The organism is Halomonas sp. 328 (assembly GCF_015645095.1).
Classification (GTDB): domain Bacteria; phylum Pseudomonadota; class Gammaproteobacteria; order Pseudomonadales; family Halomonadaceae; genus Bisbaumannia.
Window position 1 is genome coordinate 1 of sequence record NZ_JADOTW010000041.1, and the last position, 17,625, is coordinate 17,625.

The following is a 17,625-nucleotide window of genomic DNA, read 5'->3' on the forward strand; positions in this document are numbered from 1 at the left end:
CTTGTGTTAGCGGCGCTGATTCAGCGCGGTACCGCCGATGCTACCGGGCTCAGGCGTGGTGCTGCTCGGTGCCGCCGTCGGAGAAGGAGGGCGGCGGGCTTGTGCTAGCGGCGCTGATTCAGTGCGGTACCGCCGATGCTACCGGGCTCAGGCGTGGTGCTGCTCGGTGCCGCCGTCGGAGAAGGAGGGCGGGTTGTTCGCGCTGACGATCACGCACTCGTTGTCGCTCATATTGCGGAAGCGGTGGGGCAGCCGCGAGTCGAAATAGTAGGCGTCGCCGGCGGTCAATAGCTGCACCTCGTTCCCCACGGTGAGTTCGATGGTGCCGGAGATGATCACGCCGCCTTCCTCCCCCTCGTGCTCGAGCATCTCCTCGCCGGTATCGGCGCCGGGGGGGTAGTGCTCATGGATGATCGACATGCTGCGATTGGGGCGGCGGGCGCCCACCAGTTTCCAGGAGAGGGTGCCGTCGCCGATCTCGGTCAACTCCTCGGCGCGATAGAAGACCTGCTCCTGGCTGAGCCCTTCGCCGGCGAAAAACTCGCTGATCGAGACCGGTAGCGCATCGAGAATCTTCTTCAAGGAGCTCACCGAGGGGCTGACGCTGTTCTGCTCGATCAGGGAGATGGTGCTGTTGGTCACCCCGGCTCGCTTGGCCAGCTCGCGCTGGGAGAGCTGGCGTGCCAGGCGCAGTTGCTTGAGACGTTCACCGACGTCGAATCCACCCATGGGGTCCCGGTCCTTATGTTGAAGATCTTTGACATAGCATACCCGCTTCCGCCCATGAACTTAAGCCGCGGCTCGCAGCGCGCGGATTTCACGGTGAAAGTCGTCTTTGGAGGTGAGTCCCTGGAAACCATGGGGTACGCTGGAGCTAGCCAGAATACTTCGTGGATGCTAAGTTGACCAAATGGACAAGTTTTCGCAGGCAGTGCCTCGTCACCTCGTCACCGGCCTGATCCTGGCCGGGGGGCAGGGGCGCCGCATGGGCGGTGTCGACAAGGGGTTGGTCGATTTCGCCGGCCGTCCCCTGGTGAGCCATGCCCGCCGGCCCCTGGCGGGGCGAGTGGCGGAGTTGCTGATCAACGCCAATCGTCACCGGGAGGCCTACGCCCCCTGGGCCGACCGGGTGATCCCGGATCGGGAGACGGGCTACCAGGGGCCCTTGATGGGCATCTGGAGCGGGCTCTGCGCCGCCACCACCCCTTGGGTGCTGGTCGTGCCCTGCGACAGCCCCGGCCTGCCGCTGGACCTGCTCGACCGGCTCTGGGCCGGGCGCGGGGAGGCGGCCATCGCTACCGCCCATGATGGCGAGCGTGACCATCCGGTGGTGGCGCTGATTCGCCGTGACCTGGCCGAGGACCTGGGCCAGGCGCTGGTCGGCGGGGAACGCAAGATCGATCGCTGGTACGCGCGCCATGCCTGGGCCCGGGTCGATTTCGCCGATGTCCCCGAGGCCTTCGCCAACCTCAATACCGAGGAGGAGAAGCGTCGCCTCGAGGCGCGACTCTCTGCACCCGGCGGGGAGGTTGCCCATGACGGGGGGTGAACAAGGCGCCCTGAGGGGCGAGACACTGCCGCTGCTGGGCATCGCCGCCTGGAGCGGCACCGGCAAGACCACCCTGCTGGAGGCGCTGCTGCCGCGCCTGGCCGAGCGCGGCCTCAGGGTGGCGGTGATCAAGCATGCCCACCATGATTTCGAGGTGGATCGCCCCGGCAAGGACAGCCATCGCCTGCGCCAGGCCGGCGCCGCCCCCATGCTGGTGGCCTCCCGGCGTCGGGTGGCCCTGATGTTCGAAGCCCCCGGCGAGGAGGATCCCGACCTGCCCGAGCTGATCGAGCTGCTGCGGCCGCGTCGGCCCGACCTGGTGCTGGTGGAGGGCTTCAAGGCCTGGCCGCTGCCCAAGCTGGAGTTGCACCGCGCCGAGCTCGGCAAGCCGCTGCTGGCGCCGCAGGACCCCTGGGTCCAGGCGGTGGCCAGTCCCTCGCCCCTGACCCTGCCGGAAGGGGTCGTGGGCCTGGACCTCAACGACCATGCGGCCCTGGTCGACTGGGTGGCGGCCTGGCCGGGGCGCTGGCCCGCGGTCTTTCGGCCGCGGTGCGAGGAGGGGCCGGCATGACGCTCTCCTGTTTCGATCTCGGTGAGCGAATGCTCTCGGTGGCCGAGGCGCAGCGGCATCTCGCCGGCCTGGTCGGCGAGCCCCTGGCGATCGAGGCGTGTCCCCTGGCCGAGCTGTCGGGCCGGGTGCTGGCGGAGGCGGTCCATTCGCCGATCGATGTGCCCCAGAACACCAACGCGGCCATGGACGGGATCGCCCTGGCCTGGCCGCAGCCGGTGGCGGCGCTGGCCCTGGTCGGGCGCGTGCTGGCCGGTGGCCGGCTCGATCGCCCCCTGGCCGCCGGGGAGGCGGTGACCATCACCACCGGAGCGCCGCTGCCCGAAGGTGCCGATACGGTGATCATGCAGGAACAGTTGGCGTTCCCCGGTGCCGGCCAGGTGCAGGTATCGCGCCCCGAAACCGTGCGCCGCGGCCAGCATGTGCGCCGGGCCGGCGAGGACGTGGCCCGGGGCAGCCAGGCCCTGGCCGCCGGGACCCGGCTGGGGGCGGCGCAGTTGGGCCTGCTGGCTTCCCTGGGCTTGACCGGGGCGCGGGTCCACCGTCGCCCGCGGGTGGCGATCTTCTCGAGTGGCGATGAGGTCACGGCCCCGGGGGCGCCGCTGCCGGCGGCGGGTATCTATGATGCCAATCGTTACTCGCTGCGTGGCCTGCTACAGGCCCTGGGCTGCCAGGTGATCGACCTGGGGATCCTGCCGGATGACCGGGAGACGGTCGTCGGTGCTCTGCGGCAAGCGGCGCAGGACGCCGATATGGTGATTACCAGCGGTGGCGTTTCGGTGGGGCAGGCCGACTGGATCAAGGCGGCCCTGGCCGAGGTGGGCGAGCTGGGGTTCTGGCGTATCGCCATGCGTCCGGGGCGTCCCCTGGCCTGCGGTTGGCTGGGGGAAGGGCGTACCCCCTTCTTCGGCCTGCCCGGCAACCCGGTGGCGGTGATGGTCACCTTCCTGCAGTTCGTGCAGCCGGTGCTGCGTCGACTGATGGGGCAGCCCGAATGGCAGCCGCGGCGTCTCACCGCCCTGGCCGCCGAACCGCTGGTCAGTCGTGTCGGCCGGGTCGACTACCTGCGCGGGACCTACCACAGTGATAGGGAGGGGCGGCTCTGGGTGAGGCCCACCGGTCGCCAGGGGTCGGGCATCCTCACCTCCATGGTGCTTGCCGACTGCCTGATCGAGGTGGACGCCGAACGCCAGGGGGTGGCCGAGGGCGAGCCGGTGACCCTGCAACTCCTCAACGATTTCAGCTAGACAGGATACAGCCATGAGCCTGACCCATCTCAATGCCCGCGGCGAAGCCCATATGGTGGACGTGGCCGACAAGGGCGAGACCCGCCGCGAGGCGGTCGCCAGCGGGCGCATCACCATGAAGCCGGAGACCCTGGCGCTGCTGGCGGAGGGGGGCTTGCCCAAGGGCGATGTCCTGGCCACCGCGCGCATCGCCGGCATCCAGGCCGCCAAGCGTACCCACGAGCTGATTCCGCTCTGTCATGCGTTGCCGCTCTCCAAGGTGGTCGTCGACTTTCGCCTGGACGAGGCGGCCTCCTGCGTGGAGGTGAGCGCGTTGTGCCGCCTCAATGGTCGCACCGGGGTGGAGATGGAGGCGCTGACCGCGGTCTCGGTGGCGTGCCTGACCCTCTACGACATGTGCAAGGCGGTGGACAAGGCGATGCAGATCGAGGCGGTGCGCCTGGAATCGAAGAGCGGCGGGCAGTCCGGCGACTATCGTCGTGGGGTGACGCCGCCGACGCCCATCGTCACCGGTACCAATGCGCCCGGGGTGGTGGCCCTCGGCGAGGCGGCCCAGGGAAGCCTGCTGCGGGTGAAGTGCCTGGCGGAGTTGCGTGAGCGGCTCAGCCTCAGCGAGCTGGAGATTCCCCTGGAGGCCCTGCCCAGTGCCGATGTGGCGGGGCTCAAGGCGGCCCTCGAGGCCCGCGATGCCTCCTTCGCCCTGCTCAGGGAGGCGCGTATCCTGTGCGCCATCAATCAGGTGATGGGGGGCGATCAGACCCCCTTGACCGAGGGCGACGAGGTGGCCTTCTTCCCACCGGTCACGGGAGGGTGACGATGATCCGCGTGCAGCAGGGCCCCTTCGATGCCGGGGCCGAAATGAATGCCCTGAGCGCGGGGCGAACCGATATCGGCGCGTTGGTCAGTTTCGTGGGGCGAGTGCGCGACTTCAACGAGCGGCCCGAGGTGGAGGGGCTGACCCTCGAGCATTACCCGGGCATGACCGAGGCCGCCCTGGGCGAGATCGTCGCCGAGGCCGAGGCGCGCTGGCCCCTGCAGGGGGTGCGCCTGATCCACCGGGTGGGGCACCTGACGCCGGGGGATTCCATCGTGCTGGTGGTGGTGGCCAGCGCTCACCGGCGTGCCGCCTTCGAGGCCTGCGACTTCATCATGGACTACCTCAAGACCCGGGCACCTTTCTGGAAGAAGGAACACACCGCCAGCGGCCACTACTGGGTGGCCGAACGCGCCAGCGACCACCAGGATGCCCAGCGCTGGGAGGAGACGACATGACCCCATCCCTGATCGATGACTTCGGCCGCCGGGTCGATTATGTGCGTCTCTCGGTGACCGATCGCTGCGATTTTCGCTGCGTCTATTGCATGAGCGAGGAGATGACCTTCCTGCCCCGGGCCCAGGTGCTGACCCTGGAGGAGCTGGCCCAGGTGGCCCGAGCCTTCGTCGAGCTGGGGGTGGCCAAGATTCGTCTCACCGGCGGCGAGCCTCTGGTGCGTCGCGGCATCGAGTCGCTGGTAACGGAAGTGGGGGGCCTGGATGGTCTTCGGGACTTTGCCATGACCACCAATGGGGCGGGCCTGCGCAAGCGGGCGCCGGCCCTGCGGCATGGCGGCCTGGGGCGACTCAACATCAGCCTCGATTCCCTCGATGCCGACAAGTTTCGGCACCTGACGCGCACCGGCGACCTGCACAAGGTGATCGACGGCATTCATGCCGCCCAGGATGCCGGTTTCGAGAGGATCAAGCTCAATGCGGTGATCCTCAAGGGACGCAACGACGACGAGGTGCTCGACCTGGTCGAGTTCGCCCGCCGCGAGGCGCTGGATATCAGCTTTATCGAGGAGATGCCCCTGGGGCAGGTCTCCGACCATGGCCGTGAGGAGACCTACTGCTCCAGTGACGAGGTGCAGGCGCTGATCGAGGCCCGCTATTCCCTGGCGCCGACGCCCGAGACCACGCCGGGCCCCTCGCGCTATTTCCGCATGGCCGACCATGCCAGCCGTATCGGTTTCATCTCGCCTCACAGCCACAACTTCTGCGCCAGCTGCAACCGGGTGAGGGTCACGGTGGAGGGGCGCTTGCTGCTGTGCCTGGGCAATGAACACTCGGTGGATCTCCGTGCCGTCCTGCGTCGTTATCCCGGTGATCTGGAGCGGCTCAAGGCGGCTATCGTCGACGCCATGCCGTTGAAGCCGGAGCGCCATCACTTCACCACCGATGGGGATGTCCAGGTGGTACGGTTCATGAATATGACCGGTGGCTAAGGGCGTCGACCCGTCACCGGGTGCGGGAGATCGGGAGGCCAAGGCCTCCCTTTTTCGTCTCCCGAGCAGAGGAATTTCTCTCTGTCATGGGGGGCCTTTTCACGGTCATCCTGCTTGCTAAACCGCCGTGGGTGCATATACTTCGAATTCAGTAAGGCTGCAAATTCAACCCGGATTCCTGAAGTGGAGGAGGCCAATGTCCGTCGAATCTCTGGAGAGAATCGCGCGTAACAAGAATGTCGCTCGTGCCGCGGCGCGTCAGCTCAGCACGGAGCAACTGCACAAGTTGGCCGAAGTGATCGGCGAGGTCATCGAGCAGAAGCAGCAGGATGAGGTGCGTCGTCAGCAGGAAGAGGCGATGAAGGAGCGTAAGCTGGCCGAGATTCGTGAGGCGATCAACGAGGCGGGGCTTTCCCTGGAGGATCTGGTCTCCGAGCAGCCCAAGCGCCGTGGCCGTCCCCCCAAGAAGAAGGGGTCCTGAGTCCTGCCCGGTCGAGCGTCAAGCGTCGGATCAGTCGGATCAAGAGGCGAGCCCAAGGGCTCGCCTCTTGGTGTTTCATGACCCTCAGGGGGCCAGGGGGTCGGCGGCGAAAAGCTGCAGGTGCAGGGTGATGGGGCGGCGCAGGTGCTGGTCGAAATAGCGCAGCAATCCCGGTTCCAGTTCCCCGCGCAAGGCCACTAGGGTATCGCCCCTGGCCTGGGCCAGGTGATCGTCCAGCCAGTCGCCGAAGGCACTCTCGTCCAGGGGCAAGGCGTCGGGGAAGTCCAGCAGCAACCGGCCGACCCGGGCCCACCCCCGGTCTTCCATGGGCAGCACCGGCAGGGCCAGGAACAGGGGAGGATGGCGACGTGAGGGCAGCGGGTTGCTGCCCCTGGAGGGGCGGGGTTGGCCGCCGTGCTGGGGGACCAGGCAGGGCGGCTCCGGGTGGCGGGCCTCGCGATGGAGTCCCTCGGCGTCGAGGCGGATCAGGTCGCCATTGGCGGGAATCAGCGGGGCGCCGATGCCCAACTGCTCGGCCAGGGCCTGATGGGCCTCCTGGTGGCGGTGTTCGCCGTGTACCGGCAGTAGTCGCCGCGGCTTGACCCAGTCGTAGAGGGTGGTGAGCTCCTCCTGAGCGGGGTGCCCGGAGGCGTGCAGTTCCGGATGATCGCTCTCATCGAGTATCGCCACGCCCAGCCGCTTGAGGCCGCCCTGCAGGCGTTCGATCAGTCGCTCGTTGCCGGGAATCGCCTTGGCGGAGAAGATCACGCTATCGCCGGCGGAGAGTTCGAGGTGAGGGTGGCGCCCCTGGGCCAGTCGCGACAGGGCGGCCCGGGGCTCTCCCTGGCTACCGGTGGCGATCACCAACACCTCCTCGGGGGGCAGGTAACCCAGGTCCCGGGTCGGCACCAGGGGCGGCAGGTCGTCCAGGTAGCCCAGGCCCCGGGCCACTCCCACCATGCGCTCCATGGCGCGGCCCATCAGGCTGATGCGCCGACCGCAGCGGGCCCCGGCCCGGGCCACCGAGAGCACTCGAGCCAGGTTGCTGGCGAAGCAACTCACCACCACCCGGCCCTGGCAGGTGGGGAGCAGGCGCTCCAGGGCCTCGGCCACCTCGCCTTCGCTGCGCGAATGGCCGGGCAGGGGGGCATTGGTGGAGTCGCCCACCACCAGATCGATGGGGGCCAGGGCCCGGTAGAGGGCCTCGTCCACCGGATCGCCGATCACCGGATCCGGATCGAGCTTCCAGTCACCGGTATGCAGGATGCGTTGCTGGGGGGTGGTGATCAGCAGGGCGCAACTCTCGGGGATCGAGTGGGTCAGGGGCAACAGGCGCAGGGTGAAGGGTCCGCTCTCGTAGGCCTCGCCCGGCTCGATGACCCGGATCGCCTCGCAGGCCAGGTTCTGCTCCACGAACTTGGCGCGCAGCAGGCCGGCGGCCAGTGGCGTGGCATAGATGGGGCAGCCGAGCTTGGGCCACAACCAGGCGGCGGCGCCGATATGGTCCTCGTGGCCGTGGGTGATGTAGAGCGCCTGGGGGCGGATATCCAGGGTGGTCAGGGCGGCCAGGTTAGGCACCTGAAGCGGGGCATCGGGCAGGTCCTGGCGGATCATCATGCCGCAGTCCACGGCGATCCAATGACCGTCCTGCCCGTAGAGATTGAGATTCATGCCGATCTCGCCACAGCCCCCCAGCGGTAGAAAATAGAGGGGCGGCTGGCTGCGGGGGCGAATCTGGACTCGAGGGCGTGACATGGGCAAGGCGATCATCTGACGGAATCGCCCATCATACGGGAAGGGCGGCGGGGTCCACAATGCGGGGGCGGCGGGCGTGTTCCGTCGGCGCCGAATTGGGTACACTCTGCCCCCTCCTATGGCTTGATTCTGAAGACGGATACCCTCTCCATGTCGCACTATTATCGCCTGGTGGTCTCCTGCCCGGATCGGGTGGGGATCGTCTCCCGGGTCTCCGGGTTTATCGCCAACCAGGGCGGCTCCATTACCGAGGCCAATCAGCACTCGGACCTCGAGACCGGGCGCTTCTTTATGCGCTACGAGATCCAGGCCGACTCCATGCCCCTGGATGCCGAGGACTTCCGCGCCGCCTTCGCCCCCATCGCTCAAGAATTCGCCATGGACTGGGCGCTGACCGACACCGCCCGTCGCCGGCGGGTGGTGCTGATGGTCTCCAAGGCCTCCCACTGCCTGGTGGATCTGCTCTATCGCTGGACCGCCGGTGAGCTGGAGTGCGAGATCCCCTGCGTGATCTCCAATCACGAGGACCTGCGTGCCCTGGTCGAGTGGCACGGCATTCCCTATCACCATGTGCCGGTGGACCCCGCCGACAAGGGCGCCGCCTTCGCCGAAGTGGAGCGTCTGGTGGAGGCCGCGGAGGCGGACTCGGTGGTGCTGGCCCGCTACATGCAGATCCTGCCGCCGGGGCTCTGCGAGCGCTACGCCGGCCGGGTGATCAATATCCACCACAGCTTCCTGCCCTCTTTCGCCGGCGCCAGGCCCTATCACCAGGCCTATGAGCGGGGCGTCAAGCTGATCGGCGCCACCTGCCACTACGTGACCTCCGAGCTGGATGCCGGCCCCATCATCGAGCAGGACATCCACCGGGTCAGCCACTGCCACACCCCGGCGGACCTGGTGCGCTTCGGCCGCGATGTGGAGAAGGCGGTGCTGGCCCGGGGGCTGCGCTGGCATCTGGAGGATCGGGTGCTGATCCACGGCAACAAGACCGTGGTCTTCGCCTGAGGCGACACCATGACCTTCGCCGAGATCCTGCTGGCCCCCTGGATGCTGGTGACCGGATGGTTGCTGTCGGCGGGGGTGCTGGGCCTGGCGCTGGCCCAGCGCCCCTGGCGAGCCCTCTCCGCTGAGCCCGCCGCCCAGCATCGGCTGATGGCCGCGGCGGTGGCGGTGATGCTGATGTGGCAACTGCGCGCCCAGGCGGTGGACTGGCTGACCCTGCATCTGACCTTCACGGCGCTGCTGACGCTGATGTTCAAGGCGCCCCTGGCGCTGCTGGTCAACCTGGCGGTCAATGTCGCCATGCTGGCGGTGGGCAAGGTGGCCTGGCCCTTGCTGGGAGTCAATGTGCTGGTCAGCGGGGTGGTGCCGGCCCTGGTGATGGTGGTGGCCTGGCGACTGGTGGACCGCTGGCTGGCGGATAACCTGGCGGTGTTTCTCTTCGTCTGCGGTTTCTTCGGCACCGCCTTCGCCACCCTGGCGGCAGGGCTCAGCGTGCTGGCCATCGTCGGGCTCGGCACCACCGATCCGGAGGCGTGGTTCCTGGTCACCGAGTATGTCCGTTTCCTGCCGCTGCTGATGCCCTCCGAGGCCTTTATCACCGGCATGCTGCTGAGCCTGATGCTGGTCTATCATCCCGACTGGGTGGCCACCTTCAATCGCCACCGCTATATCGATACCAAGTAGGGGTGGGCAAATAGATCTTGGCGATTATCGCCTAAGTGGTTATAGTGACAAGCGTTTTGGGGGAGTAGTCACTTTCCGGTCGCCGCCCTGGCGACGCTCGAGAAAGGCCGGTATCAACAGCTTTGGTCGCCCTCGACCATGGTGCCGGCGACCACGCGGCGTGGTTCGACGAGACTCAGAACATGGGCGCTTCCGAGGCCGGCGGCGACCATGTTCTGTCTGTCCGAGCCGGCCGTGGAGTCCTGTTCCTTGGAAGCCCTGATCACCTCGACCCTGGCGGTGGGTCTCGCCGAAATCGGCGACAAGACCCAGCTTCTGGCCCTGCTGCTGGTGGCGCGCTTCTCCCGACCCTGGCCCATCTTCTGGGCGATTCTTCTCGCGACCCTGATCAATCACGGTGTCTCCGCCTGGGTGGGGGCGGCCCTGACCGGCTGGATCGATGCCCAGTGGATGACCCTGGCGGTGGGGCTGGCCTGTGTCGCCATGGGGCTCTGGCTGCTGCGCCCCGACGACGATGACGGCCTGGATGCCGGGGCCCCGGGCCATGGGGTCTTCTTTACCTCCTTCGTGCTCTTCTTCCTGGCCGAGATCGGCGACAAGACCCAGATCGCCACCGTGCTGCTGGCGGCTCGCTTCGAAGCGGTGCTGGCGGTGACCCTGGGCACCACCCTGGGGATGCTGGCGGCCAACGCCCCGGTGCTGTGGCTGGGGGCGCGTTTCAGCGAGCGGCTGCCGGTCCGCCTGGTGCACCGGCTGGCCAGCGCGCTCTTTATCGCCCTGGGGCTCTGGGTGGTGCTGGTGGAGGCGAGGGCCTGGGAGCTGGTCGCCCCGTGAGCCGGTGGCTTGGGGGCGATCGGGGAGCCGGGTGTCTGTTCAGGGGGCTTCGTCGAAGAGGGGCAGCTGGCGCCGCGCCTCCGGCGGGCGCAGGCGCACCCCGACCCCCAGCAGGCGCACCGGGCGAGCGCCGCGTCCCCAGGCCTGGCTCATCAGGCTCTCCCAGGGGGCGCTGCCCTCCAGGGTCGTGAGGCTGAAGTCATTGAAGCGCACCTTGACGAAGGCGTGGCTCGGCGGGGGGTGGCCGTGGCGGGCCAGGCGTGCCTCCAGGCGAGCCACCAGGTCGGGCAGGGCGGCCTGGCAGCTGGCCAGGTCGGGCAGGTCCCGGGGAAAGGTGGTCTCCACGCTGACTGACTTGCGTTCCCGTTGGGGGCGGACCTCGCGCTCGTCCTGGCCCCGGCAGAGCTCGAAGAGGCGCTGGCCGAACTTGCCGAACTGCTCGATCAGGGCCTCCCGGGGCAGAGTGCGAAGCGTCTCGCAGCGGTCGATGCCGAGTGCCTCGAGCCTGGCGGCGGTGGCCGGCCCCACCCCGGGCAGGCGATCGACCGGCAGGGCGGCGACGAAGGCCTCCACCGCTTCCGGGGGAATCACCGTCAGGCCATCCGGCTTGTCCCAGTCGCTGGCCACCTTGGCCAGGAACTTGTTGGGGGCGGCGCCCACCGAGAGGATGATGCCGGTGCGGGCCAGGCACTCCGCCTTGAGCCACTGGCCCATCCAGGTGGCGCTGCCCTGGAAGCGGGTCACGCTGCTGATATCCAGGTAGGCCTCGTCCAGGGAGAGCGGCTCGACCCGGGGCGTCAGCTCGTGGAAGAGGGCCAGGATCTCCCGGGATACCGCCCGGTAGCGCTCGAAGTCCGGCGCCCGCAGCACCAGCTCGGGGCACAGCCGCCGGGCTCGGGCGGTGGGCATCGCCGAGCGCACCCCGAAGGCCCGGGCGGCATAGTTGCAGGTGGCGATGACCCCGCGCCGCTCGTGACTCCCGCCCACCGCCAGCGGCACCTGGCGCAGGGCGGGGTCGTCGCGCATCTCCACCGCCGCGTAGAAGCAGTCGCAGTCGGCGTGGAGAATCTTGCGGTTCGCCATGGCGTCCTAGTTCAGCGCCTGGCCATTGCCGCCGCGAATCACGCCCACGCCGATACCCTCGATCTCCAGGGCCTCGTTGCGCAGGTCCACCTCGATGGGGGCGAAGTCCGGGTTCTCCGCCTCCAGCCAGACCCGGGGGCCCTGGCGGCGAAAGCGTTTCACCGTCACCTCGTCCTCGAGGCGGGCCACCACGATCTGGCCATCGCGCACCCGCTCGGTGCGGTGCACCGCCAGCAGGTCCCCCTCGAGGATGCCCACGTCCTTCATCGAGAGGCCGCGCACCCGCAGCAGGTAGTCGGCCCGGGGCGTAAAGAACTCCGGCGGCAGGGGGCAGTAGCGGTCGATATGCTCGGTGGCCAGGATGGGGTGGCCGGCGGCGACCTCGCCGATGATCGGCAGCCCGGGGGGCGTGGCGTCGCTCTCCGCCTCGGCGCTCTCCTGGGCCGGCAGACGAATGCCTCGGGAGGTGCCGGCCACCATGCGGATCACCCCCTTGCGCTCCAGGGCGCGCAGATGCTCCTCGGCGGCATTGGGGGAGCGGAAGCCCAGGGCCCGAGCGATCTCGGCGCGAGTCGGCGGGTAGCCCTGGTCGTTGAGGGTCTTGACGATAAAGTCGTAGACGTTCTGCTGACGCGGGGTAAGGGGGCGGCTCATGGTGGGCTCCACGGCGTATTCAAGGGTTTGTTCAAGTATACAGCATGGTTTTACATACAGTAAGCATTACGCCGCCATGCTGCGTATCCTGAGGGTAACGGCGTTTTAAACTGCGTGGTTTTATGCCACTATCCCGGCATTACTCGAAGGTATGACGTTTTAAACAGCCGTCTTATCCCGGGGCGGGAGCCCCGCCGCCAGCGGCCCTCGACGAGGGCCCGGAGGAGACGGCCCGGGGGAGTCCTGCCCGATGGCCCAAGCCGATACCGTGACCCGTATTCTCGATACCGCCGAGGTGCTCTTCGCCGAGCGCGGTTTCGCCGAGACGTCGCTACGCAATATTACCAGCAAGGCCAAGGTCAACCTGGCCGCCGTGAACTACCACTTCGGTTCCAAGAAGTCGCTGATCCAGGCGGTCTTCGCCCGCTACCTGGATCCCTTCACCGAACGCTTCCACGCCGCCCTGGATGAGCTGGAGGAGGAGTACCGGGGGCGCGATATCCCCCTGGAGACCCTGCTCGAGACCATGGCCCGCACCGTCCTGGAGGTGCCTGCCGAGCGCAATAGCCTCAAGGTCTTCATGCGCCTGCTGGGGCTCGCTTACAGCCAGGCCCAGGGCCACCTGCGCCGCTATATCCAGGAGCACTATGGTGGCGTCTTTACCCGGTTCACCGAACTGGTGCGCCGAGCCACTCCGCAGCTTCCGGATGCCGAGCGCTTCTGGCGGCTGCACTTCGTGCTGGGCAGCGTGATCTTCACCCTCTCCGGCCTCGACGCCCTGCGCGATATCGCCGAGCAGGACTATGGCGAACAGGTCACGGTGCGCGACCTGATCCGCCGCATGCGCCCGGTGGTGGTGGCGGCCATGCAGGCCCCCCTGCCCGAGCCCGCCGAGTCGGTGGCCTAGGCCATGCGCACGCCACGACTCGAGGCCCTGCCGCCCCAGAGCGCTCCCTGGCTGGAGATCGATCTCGACGCCCAGTGCCTGACCCTCTGGCGGGGCCGCGAGCGGGTCTCGACTCATGCCGTCTCCAGCGGGGTGGCCGGTAACGGCCAGCGGGAGGGCAGCGGTCAGACCCCCCTGGGCTGGCACTATATCCGCGCCGCCATCGGCGCCGATCGGCCCCGGGGCACGGTGTTTCGCGGGCGACGACCCACCGGCGAGGTCTACGACCCCGCCGTGGCGCTGACGGGCCGCGACACTATCCTCACTCGCATTCTCTGGCTGTGCGGCCTGGAGCCGGGATACAACCGCGGCGGCGACGTGGATAGCCAGCGTCGCTATATTTATCTGCACGGTACCCCGCCGGATCAACCCATGGGCGTGGCGGCCTCCCACGGCTGCATCCGCCTGCGTGACGACGATCTCCTGGCGCTGTTCGCCGCGGCGCCGCCGGGCACCCCGGTGTGGCTCCACGACTGAGAGCCCCTGTTGTCCCAACAGGCATTGGTCTAGAATGCCCCACTTCTTCAGCCAAGGAAGATGAACATGACGCAACCTCTCGGCTCGGTGATGCTGGATCTGGAAGGCCCCCGGCTTCGCCCTGAGGAAGGTGACATGCTCAAGCGCCCCGAAGTCGGTGGCGTGATCCTGTTCTCCCGCAACATCGAAGATGCCCGGCAGGTCCAGGCGCTATGCGCGGCCATTCGCCGTCTGCGCCCCGACCTGCTGCTGGCCATCGACCAGGAGGGCGGCCGGGTGCAGCGCCTCCACGAGGGCGTGACCCGGCTGCCCTCCATGGCGCGACTCGCCGAGGGCTTCTCCGAGGACCCGCAGGCCGTGGTGCAGCGCTGCCAGGATGCCGGCTGGCTACTGGGCATGGAGATGGCCGCCTGCGGCCTCGATCTCTCCTTTGCCCCGGTGCTGGACGTGGATGGCGGCGACTCCGCGGTGATCGGCGATCGCAGCTTCTCCGCCGACCCCCAGGTGGTCAGCCTGCTGGGCCGGGCCTTTATCAAGGGGCTTCACGAGGCGGGCATGGTCGCCGTGGGCAAGCACTTCCCCGGCCATGGCGGCGTCGCCGCCGACTCCCACCGGGAGCTCCCGGTGGACCCGCGCCCCCTGGAGGCGCTGCGGGCCCATGACCTGCTGCCCTTCGCCGAACTGGCCGGGGAGCTGGACGGCGTGATGCCGGCCCATGTGGTCTATTCCGCCTTCGACGAGCGTCCCGCCGGCTTCTCGCGCAGCTGGCTGGGCCTGCTGCGCGAGGAGCTCGGCTTCAAGGGCACCATCTTCTCCGATGATCTCGGCATGGCCGGCGCCGCCGTGGCCGGCAGCCCCGGCGAGCGGGCCCTGGCCGCCCTCGAGGCGGGCTGCGACATGGTGCTGATCTGCAATGATCGCGCCGCCGCCCTGGAGGTGCTGGACGCCTGCCAGGGACGTGCCTGCAAGCGTCAGGCCAAGCTGCGCTACTGCCGGGCCCGCCCCAGCCTCGAGGCCCTGCCGGCACTGTCCCGCTGGCGCCGGGTTCATGCCCAGCTGGAATCCCTGGCCGAGCCATCCTGACCGGCCCCTAACTAGCCCCCGGCGGCGCTTATCCGGCGTCGCCGTCTTAGCCGACTTCGAGAGCGAGCCCATGACGCGACTGGCCCCCGAGCACCATGAATCCCTGACCACCATGCGCGATGTGATGGCCGATGCCGACTGCCTGATCACCCAGGAAGCGGTCGAACGCGCCCTGGATCGCATGGCCGAGCAGATCACCGCCGACCTGGGCGACAAGCTGCCGGTCTTCTACTGCGTAATGAACGGTGGCCTGATCACCACCGGCCACCTGTTGACTCGCCTGGGTTTCCCCCTGGAGGTGGACTACCTGCATGCCACCCGCTACCGGGGGGGGATCCGCGGTGGCGAGCTGTTCTGGCGGGTCTCTCCGGAGATTCCCATGGCCGGCCGCCATGTGGTGATCGTCGACGATATCCTCGACGAGGGCGCCACCCTGGCGGCGATTCTCGACTACTGCCGCGAGGCGGGGGCGGCCAGCGTCTCCACCGCCGTGCTGGTGGACAAGACCCACGAGCGCAAGGCGGTGCCGGGACTCCGCGCCGACTACTGCAGCCTCGAGGTCGAGGACCGTTACGTATTCGGTTTCGGTATGGATTACAAAGGCTACTGGCGCAACGCCCCGGGGATCTTTGCCCCGAAGGGACTGTAAGCCACAAGCCTGAAGCTGGAAGAAAAACCGCCTCCGAGGTCTTGCCTCGGAGGCGGTGTTATTTAGGCTGCTATTCAGCTTCCGGCTTAGGCAAGTCCCAGTTCGTGGGTGGCTTCCTCGCGCATCTTGAATTTCTGGATCTTGCCGGTGACGGTCATCGGAAACTCATCGACGAACTTCACGTAGCGCGGAACCTTGTAGTGGGCGATCTGGCCCTGGCAGAAGGCCTTGAGGCCCGCCTCGTCGAGGTGCTCGCCGTCGCTGAGCTTGACCCAGGCCATCACTTCCTCGCCGTACTTCTCGTCGGGCACGCCGATCACCTGCACATCGGAGATGGCCGGGTGGGTGTAGAGGAAGTCCTCGATCTCCCGGGGATAGATGTTCTCGCCGCCGCGGATGATCATGTCCTTGATGCGTCCGACGATGGCCACATAGCCCTCATCGTCCATGCTCGCCAGGTCGCCGGTATGCATCCAGCCGGCGTCATCGATGGCCTTGGCGGTGGCCGCCTCGTTGTTCCAGTAGCCGAGCATCACGCTGTAGCCACGGGTACAGAGCTCGCCGGTGGTGCCCAGGGGCACCACGGCGCCGGTCTCCGGGTCGACCAGCTTCACCTCCAGGTGGGGATGAATGGTGCCCACGGTGGTGACGCGCTTCTCCAGGGGGGCGTCGGTACGGGTCTGGAAGCTGACCGGGCTGGTCTCGGTCATGCCGTAGCAGATGGTGACCTCCTCCATGTGCATCTTGTCGATCACCTTGCGCATCACCTCGATGGGGCAGATGGAGCCGGCCATGATGCCGGTGCGCAGGCTGGAGAGGTCGAAGCCGGCGAAGTCGGGGTGCTCCAGTTCGGCGATAAACATGGTGGGTACCCCGTAGAGGGCGGTGGCGCGCTCCTCGGCCACGGCGCTCAGGGTACTCTCCGGGTCGAAGCCATCGCCGGGGTAGATCATGGTGGCGCCATGGGTGACGCAGCCCAGGTTGCCCATCACCATGCCGAAGCAGTGGTAGAGGGGCACCGGGATCACCATCCGATCGGCCTCGCTCAGCTTCATGGTGCGGGCGACGAAGAAGCCATTGTTGAGGATATTGTGGTGGGAGAGGGTGGCTCCCTTGGGGGCCCCGGTGGTCCCGGAGGTGTACTGGATATTGATCGGCTCGTCGAACTGCAGGCTTGCCTGCACCTCGGCCAGGCGCGCCTCGCCCACCGCCTCGGCCTTGCCCTGGAGGGCCTGCCAGCTGAGCATGCCGGGCAGGGTGCGCTCGGTGTCCAGGCAGATCACCCGCTTGAGCTCGGGGAGCCGGGCGCTCTGCAGCGAGGCGGGATCACTAGCCTGCAATTCCGGCACCAGCTCTGCCAGGGTCGCCACATAGTCCGAGCTCTTGAAGGCCCCCTGCAGGATCAGTGTCGAGGTGCCCGACTGCTTGAGGGCGTACTCCAGTTCATGGGTGCGGTAGCTGGGATTGATATTGACCAGGATGGCGCCGATCTTGGCGGTGGCGAACTGGGTCAGGGTCCACTCGGCGCAGTTGGGGGACCAGATCCCCACCCGGTCGCCCTTGGCGACGCCAAGCGCCAGCAGGGCGCGGGCGGTCCGGTTGACCGCGGCCTGAAGTTCCCGCCAACGATAGCGTATGCCCTGGTGTCGGCTGATCAGGGCCTCCCGATCCGGGAAGCGAGCCGCGGTGGTGTCGAAGCAGTCGCCGATGGTCTGGCCCTTGAGGGGCGTATCGCTGATTCCACTGACATAGCTGGCAGGCTGAGGCGTCATGCTGGCTCCTTGATGGATAAGGCTTGTTATTGTTGCGAAGGCGACGCCGAGGACGCCGCCGGGTGTCCATGACGGGAGCGGGGCCGACTCAGGTGACGTCGTGGCGATCCAGCTGCTCGAGGACGCTGCGGCAACGGCTCTCCACTTCGTCGAGCTCCTGCTGCATCAGGCGGATATCCTCCAGGCGCGCCTGCATCTCGGCCCGCTTGGCACTGAGGATCTCCAGCATGCGCTGCAACTGACGCGTATTGCCATCCGGCATGGCGTCGTAGAGCTCGATGACCTCGCGAATCTCCGCCAGGGTAAAGCCGAGGCGCTTGCCCCTCAGGGTCAGCTTGAGGCGAACCCGATCCTTCTCGTGGTAGATACGGGTCTGGCCGCGCCGCTCCGGGGCCAGCAGCCCCTCCTGCTCGTAGAAGCGGATGGTGCGGGGCGTCACCTCGAACAGCCGCGACAGCTCACCGATGGAGTAGGTGCGTCGGTGGTGTCTGAGGGGGGTGGTCGCGCTGGCGGAAGGCGTGGCCTCCTGGCGGGGCTTCGACATCGTTGTCATCCTGTAGTCAGACGGTTTGGCGGTGTG

20 protein-coding genes are annotated in these 17,625 nt (G+C 67.8%); 14 read left to right on the forward strand and 6 right to left on the reverse strand.

Annotation, left to right across the window (positions count from 1 at the left end):
* Window positions 1–147 precede the first annotated feature (147 nt).
* Window positions 148–729 (reverse strand): cupin domain-containing protein, encoded by a 582-nt coding sequence (locus IHD13_RS16425; RefSeq protein ID WP_195862121.1) that lies wholly within the window; start codon window positions 727–729, stop codon window positions 148–150.
* A gap of 181 nt (window positions 730–910) precedes the next feature.
* Here IHD13_RS16425 and mobA point away from each other — a divergent pair, with 181 nt between their 5' ends.
* The 7 genes from mobA (at window position 911) to IHD13_RS16460 (ending at window position 6,106) form a co-directional block, all read left to right on the forward strand.
* Entirely contained in the window at window positions 911–1,549 is a 639-nt protein-coding gene (mobA, locus tag IHD13_RS16430; protein ID WP_195862122.1) for a molybdenum cofactor guanylyltransferase MobA, read from the forward strand.
* Entirely contained in the window at window positions 1,536–2,120 is a 585-nt protein-coding gene (gene mobB, locus IHD13_RS16435; RefSeq protein ID WP_195862123.1) for a molybdopterin-guanine dinucleotide biosynthesis protein B, read from the forward strand. The genes mobA and mobB overlap by 14 nt, the downstream gene beginning before the upstream one ends.
* The gene (gene moeA / locus IHD13_RS16440) at window positions 2,117–3,364 is read left to right on the forward strand and encodes a molybdopterin molybdotransferase MoeA (protein ID WP_195862124.1); all 1,248 of its coding nucleotides are present in this window, start codon (window positions 2,117–2,119) and stop codon (window positions 3,362–3,364) included. The genes mobB and moeA overlap by 4 nt, the downstream gene beginning before the upstream one ends.
* A 13-nt stretch (window positions 3,365–3,377) precedes the next feature.
* Complete coding sequence (gene moaC / locus IHD13_RS16445) at window positions 3,378–4,178, forward strand: cyclic pyranopterin monophosphate synthase MoaC (RefSeq protein WP_195862125.1); 801 nt, start codon at window positions 3,378–3,380, stop codon at window positions 4,176–4,178.
* A 2-nt stretch (window positions 4,179–4,180) separates the two neighbouring features.
* Window positions 4,181–4,636, forward strand: a complete 456-nt coding sequence (moaE, locus tag IHD13_RS16450; RefSeq protein WP_195862126.1) for a molybdopterin synthase catalytic subunit MoaE — start codon at window positions 4,181–4,183, stop codon at window positions 4,634–4,636.
* Entirely contained in the window at window positions 4,633–5,625 is a 993-nt protein-coding gene (moaA, locus tag IHD13_RS16455; RefSeq protein ID WP_195862127.1) for a GTP 3',8-cyclase MoaA, read from the forward strand. Before moaE ends, moaA begins: the two co-directional genes overlap by 4 nt.
* 196 nt (window positions 5,626–5,821) lie before the next feature.
* Complete coding sequence (locus IHD13_RS16460; RefSeq protein ID WP_195862128.1) at window positions 5,822–6,106, forward strand: H-NS family histone-like protein; 285 nt, start codon at window positions 5,822–5,824, stop codon at window positions 6,104–6,106.
* A gap of 84 nt (window positions 6,107–6,190) precedes the next feature.
* Here IHD13_RS16460 and IHD13_RS16465 read toward each other — a convergent pair whose 3' ends face one another.
* Complete coding sequence (locus tag IHD13_RS16465) at window positions 6,191–7,777, reverse strand: ribonuclease J (protein WP_195862147.1); 1,587 nt, start codon at window positions 7,775–7,777, stop codon at window positions 6,191–6,193.
* 234 nt (window positions 7,778–8,011) lie between these two features.
* On the opposite strand from IHD13_RS16465, the gene purU reads away from it, so the two are divergent.
* The 3 genes from purU (at window position 8,012) to IHD13_RS16480 (ending at window position 10,381) form a co-directional block, all read left to right on the forward strand.
* Window positions 8,012–8,866, forward strand: a complete 855-nt coding sequence (gene purU, locus IHD13_RS16470) for a formyltetrahydrofolate deformylase (RefSeq protein ID WP_195862129.1) — start codon at window positions 8,012–8,014, stop codon at window positions 8,864–8,866.
* Window positions 8,867–8,875: 9 nt separating this feature from the next.
* Window positions 8,876–9,547 carry an energy-coupling factor ABC transporter permease gene (locus IHD13_RS16475; protein ID WP_195862130.1) on the forward strand — a complete coding sequence of 224 codons (672 nt, stop codon included), beginning with the start codon at window positions 8,876–8,878 and terminating at the stop codon, window positions 9,545–9,547.
* 249 nt (window positions 9,548–9,796) lie between these two features.
* Window positions 9,797–10,381 carry a TMEM165/GDT1 family protein gene (locus tag IHD13_RS16480; protein WP_195862131.1) on the forward strand — a complete coding sequence of 195 codons (585 nt, stop codon included), beginning with the start codon at window positions 9,797–9,799 and terminating at the stop codon, window positions 10,379–10,381.
* A gap of 39 nt (window positions 10,382–10,420) precedes the next feature.
* Here IHD13_RS16480 and dinB read toward each other — a convergent pair whose 3' ends face one another.
* Complete coding sequence (dinB, locus tag IHD13_RS16485) at window positions 10,421–11,464, reverse strand: DNA polymerase IV (protein WP_195862132.1); 1,044 nt, start codon at window positions 11,462–11,464, stop codon at window positions 10,421–10,423.
* 6 nt (window positions 11,465–11,470) lie between these two features.
* On the reverse strand, window positions 11,471–12,118 hold the full coding sequence (gene lexA / locus IHD13_RS16490; RefSeq protein ID WP_195862133.1) for a transcriptional repressor LexA: 648 nt from the start codon (window positions 12,116–12,118) through the stop codon (window positions 11,471–11,473).
* 250 nt (window positions 12,119–12,368) lie between these two features.
* Between lexA and IHD13_RS16495 the strand changes: the two genes are divergently transcribed.
* The 4 genes from IHD13_RS16495 (at window position 12,369) to IHD13_RS16510 (ending at window position 15,273) form a co-directional block, all read left to right on the forward strand.
* On the forward strand, window positions 12,369–13,025 hold the full coding sequence (locus IHD13_RS16495) for a TetR/AcrR family transcriptional regulator (RefSeq protein WP_195862134.1): 657 nt from the start codon (window positions 12,369–12,371) through the stop codon (window positions 13,023–13,025).
* A 3-nt stretch (window positions 13,026–13,028) separates the two neighbouring features.
* Complete coding sequence (locus IHD13_RS16500) at window positions 13,029–13,541, forward strand: L,D-transpeptidase (RefSeq protein WP_195862135.1); 513 nt, start codon at window positions 13,029–13,031, stop codon at window positions 13,539–13,541.
* Window positions 13,542–13,607: 66 nt separating this feature from the next.
* Complete coding sequence (gene nagZ, locus IHD13_RS16505) at window positions 13,608–14,624, forward strand: beta-N-acetylhexosaminidase (RefSeq protein ID WP_195862136.1); 1,017 nt, start codon at window positions 13,608–13,610, stop codon at window positions 14,622–14,624.
* Window positions 14,625–14,694: 70 nt separating this feature from the next.
* On the forward strand, window positions 14,695–15,273 hold the full coding sequence (locus tag IHD13_RS16510; protein ID WP_195862137.1) for a hypoxanthine-guanine phosphoribosyltransferase: 579 nt from the start codon (window positions 14,695–14,697) through the stop codon (window positions 15,271–15,273).
* 86 nt (window positions 15,274–15,359) lie between these two features.
* Here the strand turns inward: IHD13_RS16510 and IHD13_RS16515 are convergent, their stop codons facing one another.
* Both IHD13_RS16515 and IHD13_RS16520 read right to left on the reverse strand, forming a co-directional pair.
* Window positions 15,360–17,045, reverse strand: a complete 1,686-nt coding sequence (locus IHD13_RS16515) for an AMP-binding protein (protein WP_195862138.1) — start codon at window positions 17,043–17,045, stop codon at window positions 15,360–15,362.
* An 88-nt stretch (window positions 17,046–17,133) separates the two neighbouring features.
* Window positions 17,134–17,589 (reverse strand): MerR family transcriptional regulator, encoded by a 456-nt coding sequence (locus IHD13_RS16520; protein ID WP_195862139.1) that lies wholly within the window; start codon window positions 17,587–17,589, stop codon window positions 17,134–17,136.
* Window positions 17,590–17,625: the final 36 nt, after the last annotated feature.

Excerpts from the sequence above, each read along its gene's own strand:
- IHD13_RS16425 (WP_195862121.1), bottom strand. The coding sequence starts at position 729 with ATGGGTGGATTCGACGTCGGTGAACGTCTCAAGCAACTGCGCCTGGCA.
- mobA (WP_195862122.1), top strand. The coding sequence starts at position 911 with ATGGACAAGTTTTCGCAGGCAGTGCCTCGTCACCTCGTCACCGGCCTG.
- mobB (WP_195862123.1), top strand. The coding sequence starts at position 1,536 with ATGACGGGGGGTGAACAAGGCGCCCTGAGGGGCGAGACACTGCCGCTG.
- moeA (WP_195862124.1), top strand. The coding sequence starts at position 2,117 with ATGACGCTCTCCTGTTTCGATCTCGGTGAGCGAATGCTCTCGGTGGCC.
- moaC (WP_195862125.1), top strand. The coding sequence starts at position 3,378 with ATGAGCCTGACCCATCTCAATGCCCGCGGCGAAGCCCATATGGTGGAC.
- moaE (WP_195862126.1), top strand. The coding sequence starts at position 4,181 with ATGATCCGCGTGCAGCAGGGCCCCTTCGATGCCGGGGCCGAAATGAAT.
- moaA (WP_195862127.1), top strand. The coding sequence starts at position 4,633 with ATGACCCCATCCCTGATCGATGACTTCGGCCGCCGGGTCGATTATGTG.
- IHD13_RS16460 (WP_195862128.1), top strand. The coding sequence starts at position 5,822 with ATGTCCGTCGAATCTCTGGAGAGAATCGCGCGTAACAAGAATGTCGCT.
- IHD13_RS16465 (WP_195862147.1), bottom strand. The coding sequence starts at position 7,777 with ATGAATCTCAATCTCTACGGGCAGGACGGTCATTGGATCGCCGTGGAC.
- purU (WP_195862129.1), top strand. The coding sequence starts at position 8,012 with ATGTCGCACTATTATCGCCTGGTGGTCTCCTGCCCGGATCGGGTGGGG.
- IHD13_RS16475 (WP_195862130.1), top strand. The coding sequence starts at position 8,876 with ATGACCTTCGCCGAGATCCTGCTGGCCCCCTGGATGCTGGTGACCGGA.
- dinB (WP_195862132.1), bottom strand. The coding sequence starts at position 11,464 with ATGGCGAACCGCAAGATTCTCCACGCCGACTGCGACTGCTTCTACGCG.
- lexA (WP_195862133.1), bottom strand. The coding sequence starts at position 12,118 with ATGAGCCGCCCCCTTACCCCGCGTCAGCAGAACGTCTACGACTTTATC.
- IHD13_RS16495 (WP_195862134.1), top strand. The coding sequence starts at position 12,369 with ATGGCCCAAGCCGATACCGTGACCCGTATTCTCGATACCGCCGAGGTG.
- IHD13_RS16500 (WP_195862135.1), top strand. The coding sequence starts at position 13,029 with ATGCGCACGCCACGACTCGAGGCCCTGCCGCCCCAGAGCGCTCCCTGG.
- nagZ (WP_195862136.1), top strand. The coding sequence starts at position 13,608 with ATGACGCAACCTCTCGGCTCGGTGATGCTGGATCTGGAAGGCCCCCGG.
- IHD13_RS16510 (WP_195862137.1), top strand. The coding sequence starts at position 14,695 with ATGACGCGACTGGCCCCCGAGCACCATGAATCCCTGACCACCATGCGC.
- IHD13_RS16515 (WP_195862138.1), bottom strand. The coding sequence starts at position 17,045 with ATGACGCCTCAGCCTGCCAGCTATGTCAGTGGAATCAGCGATACGCCC.
- IHD13_RS16520 (WP_195862139.1), bottom strand. The coding sequence starts at position 17,589 with ATGTCGAAGCCCCGCCAGGAGGCCACGCCTTCCGCCAGCGCGACCACC.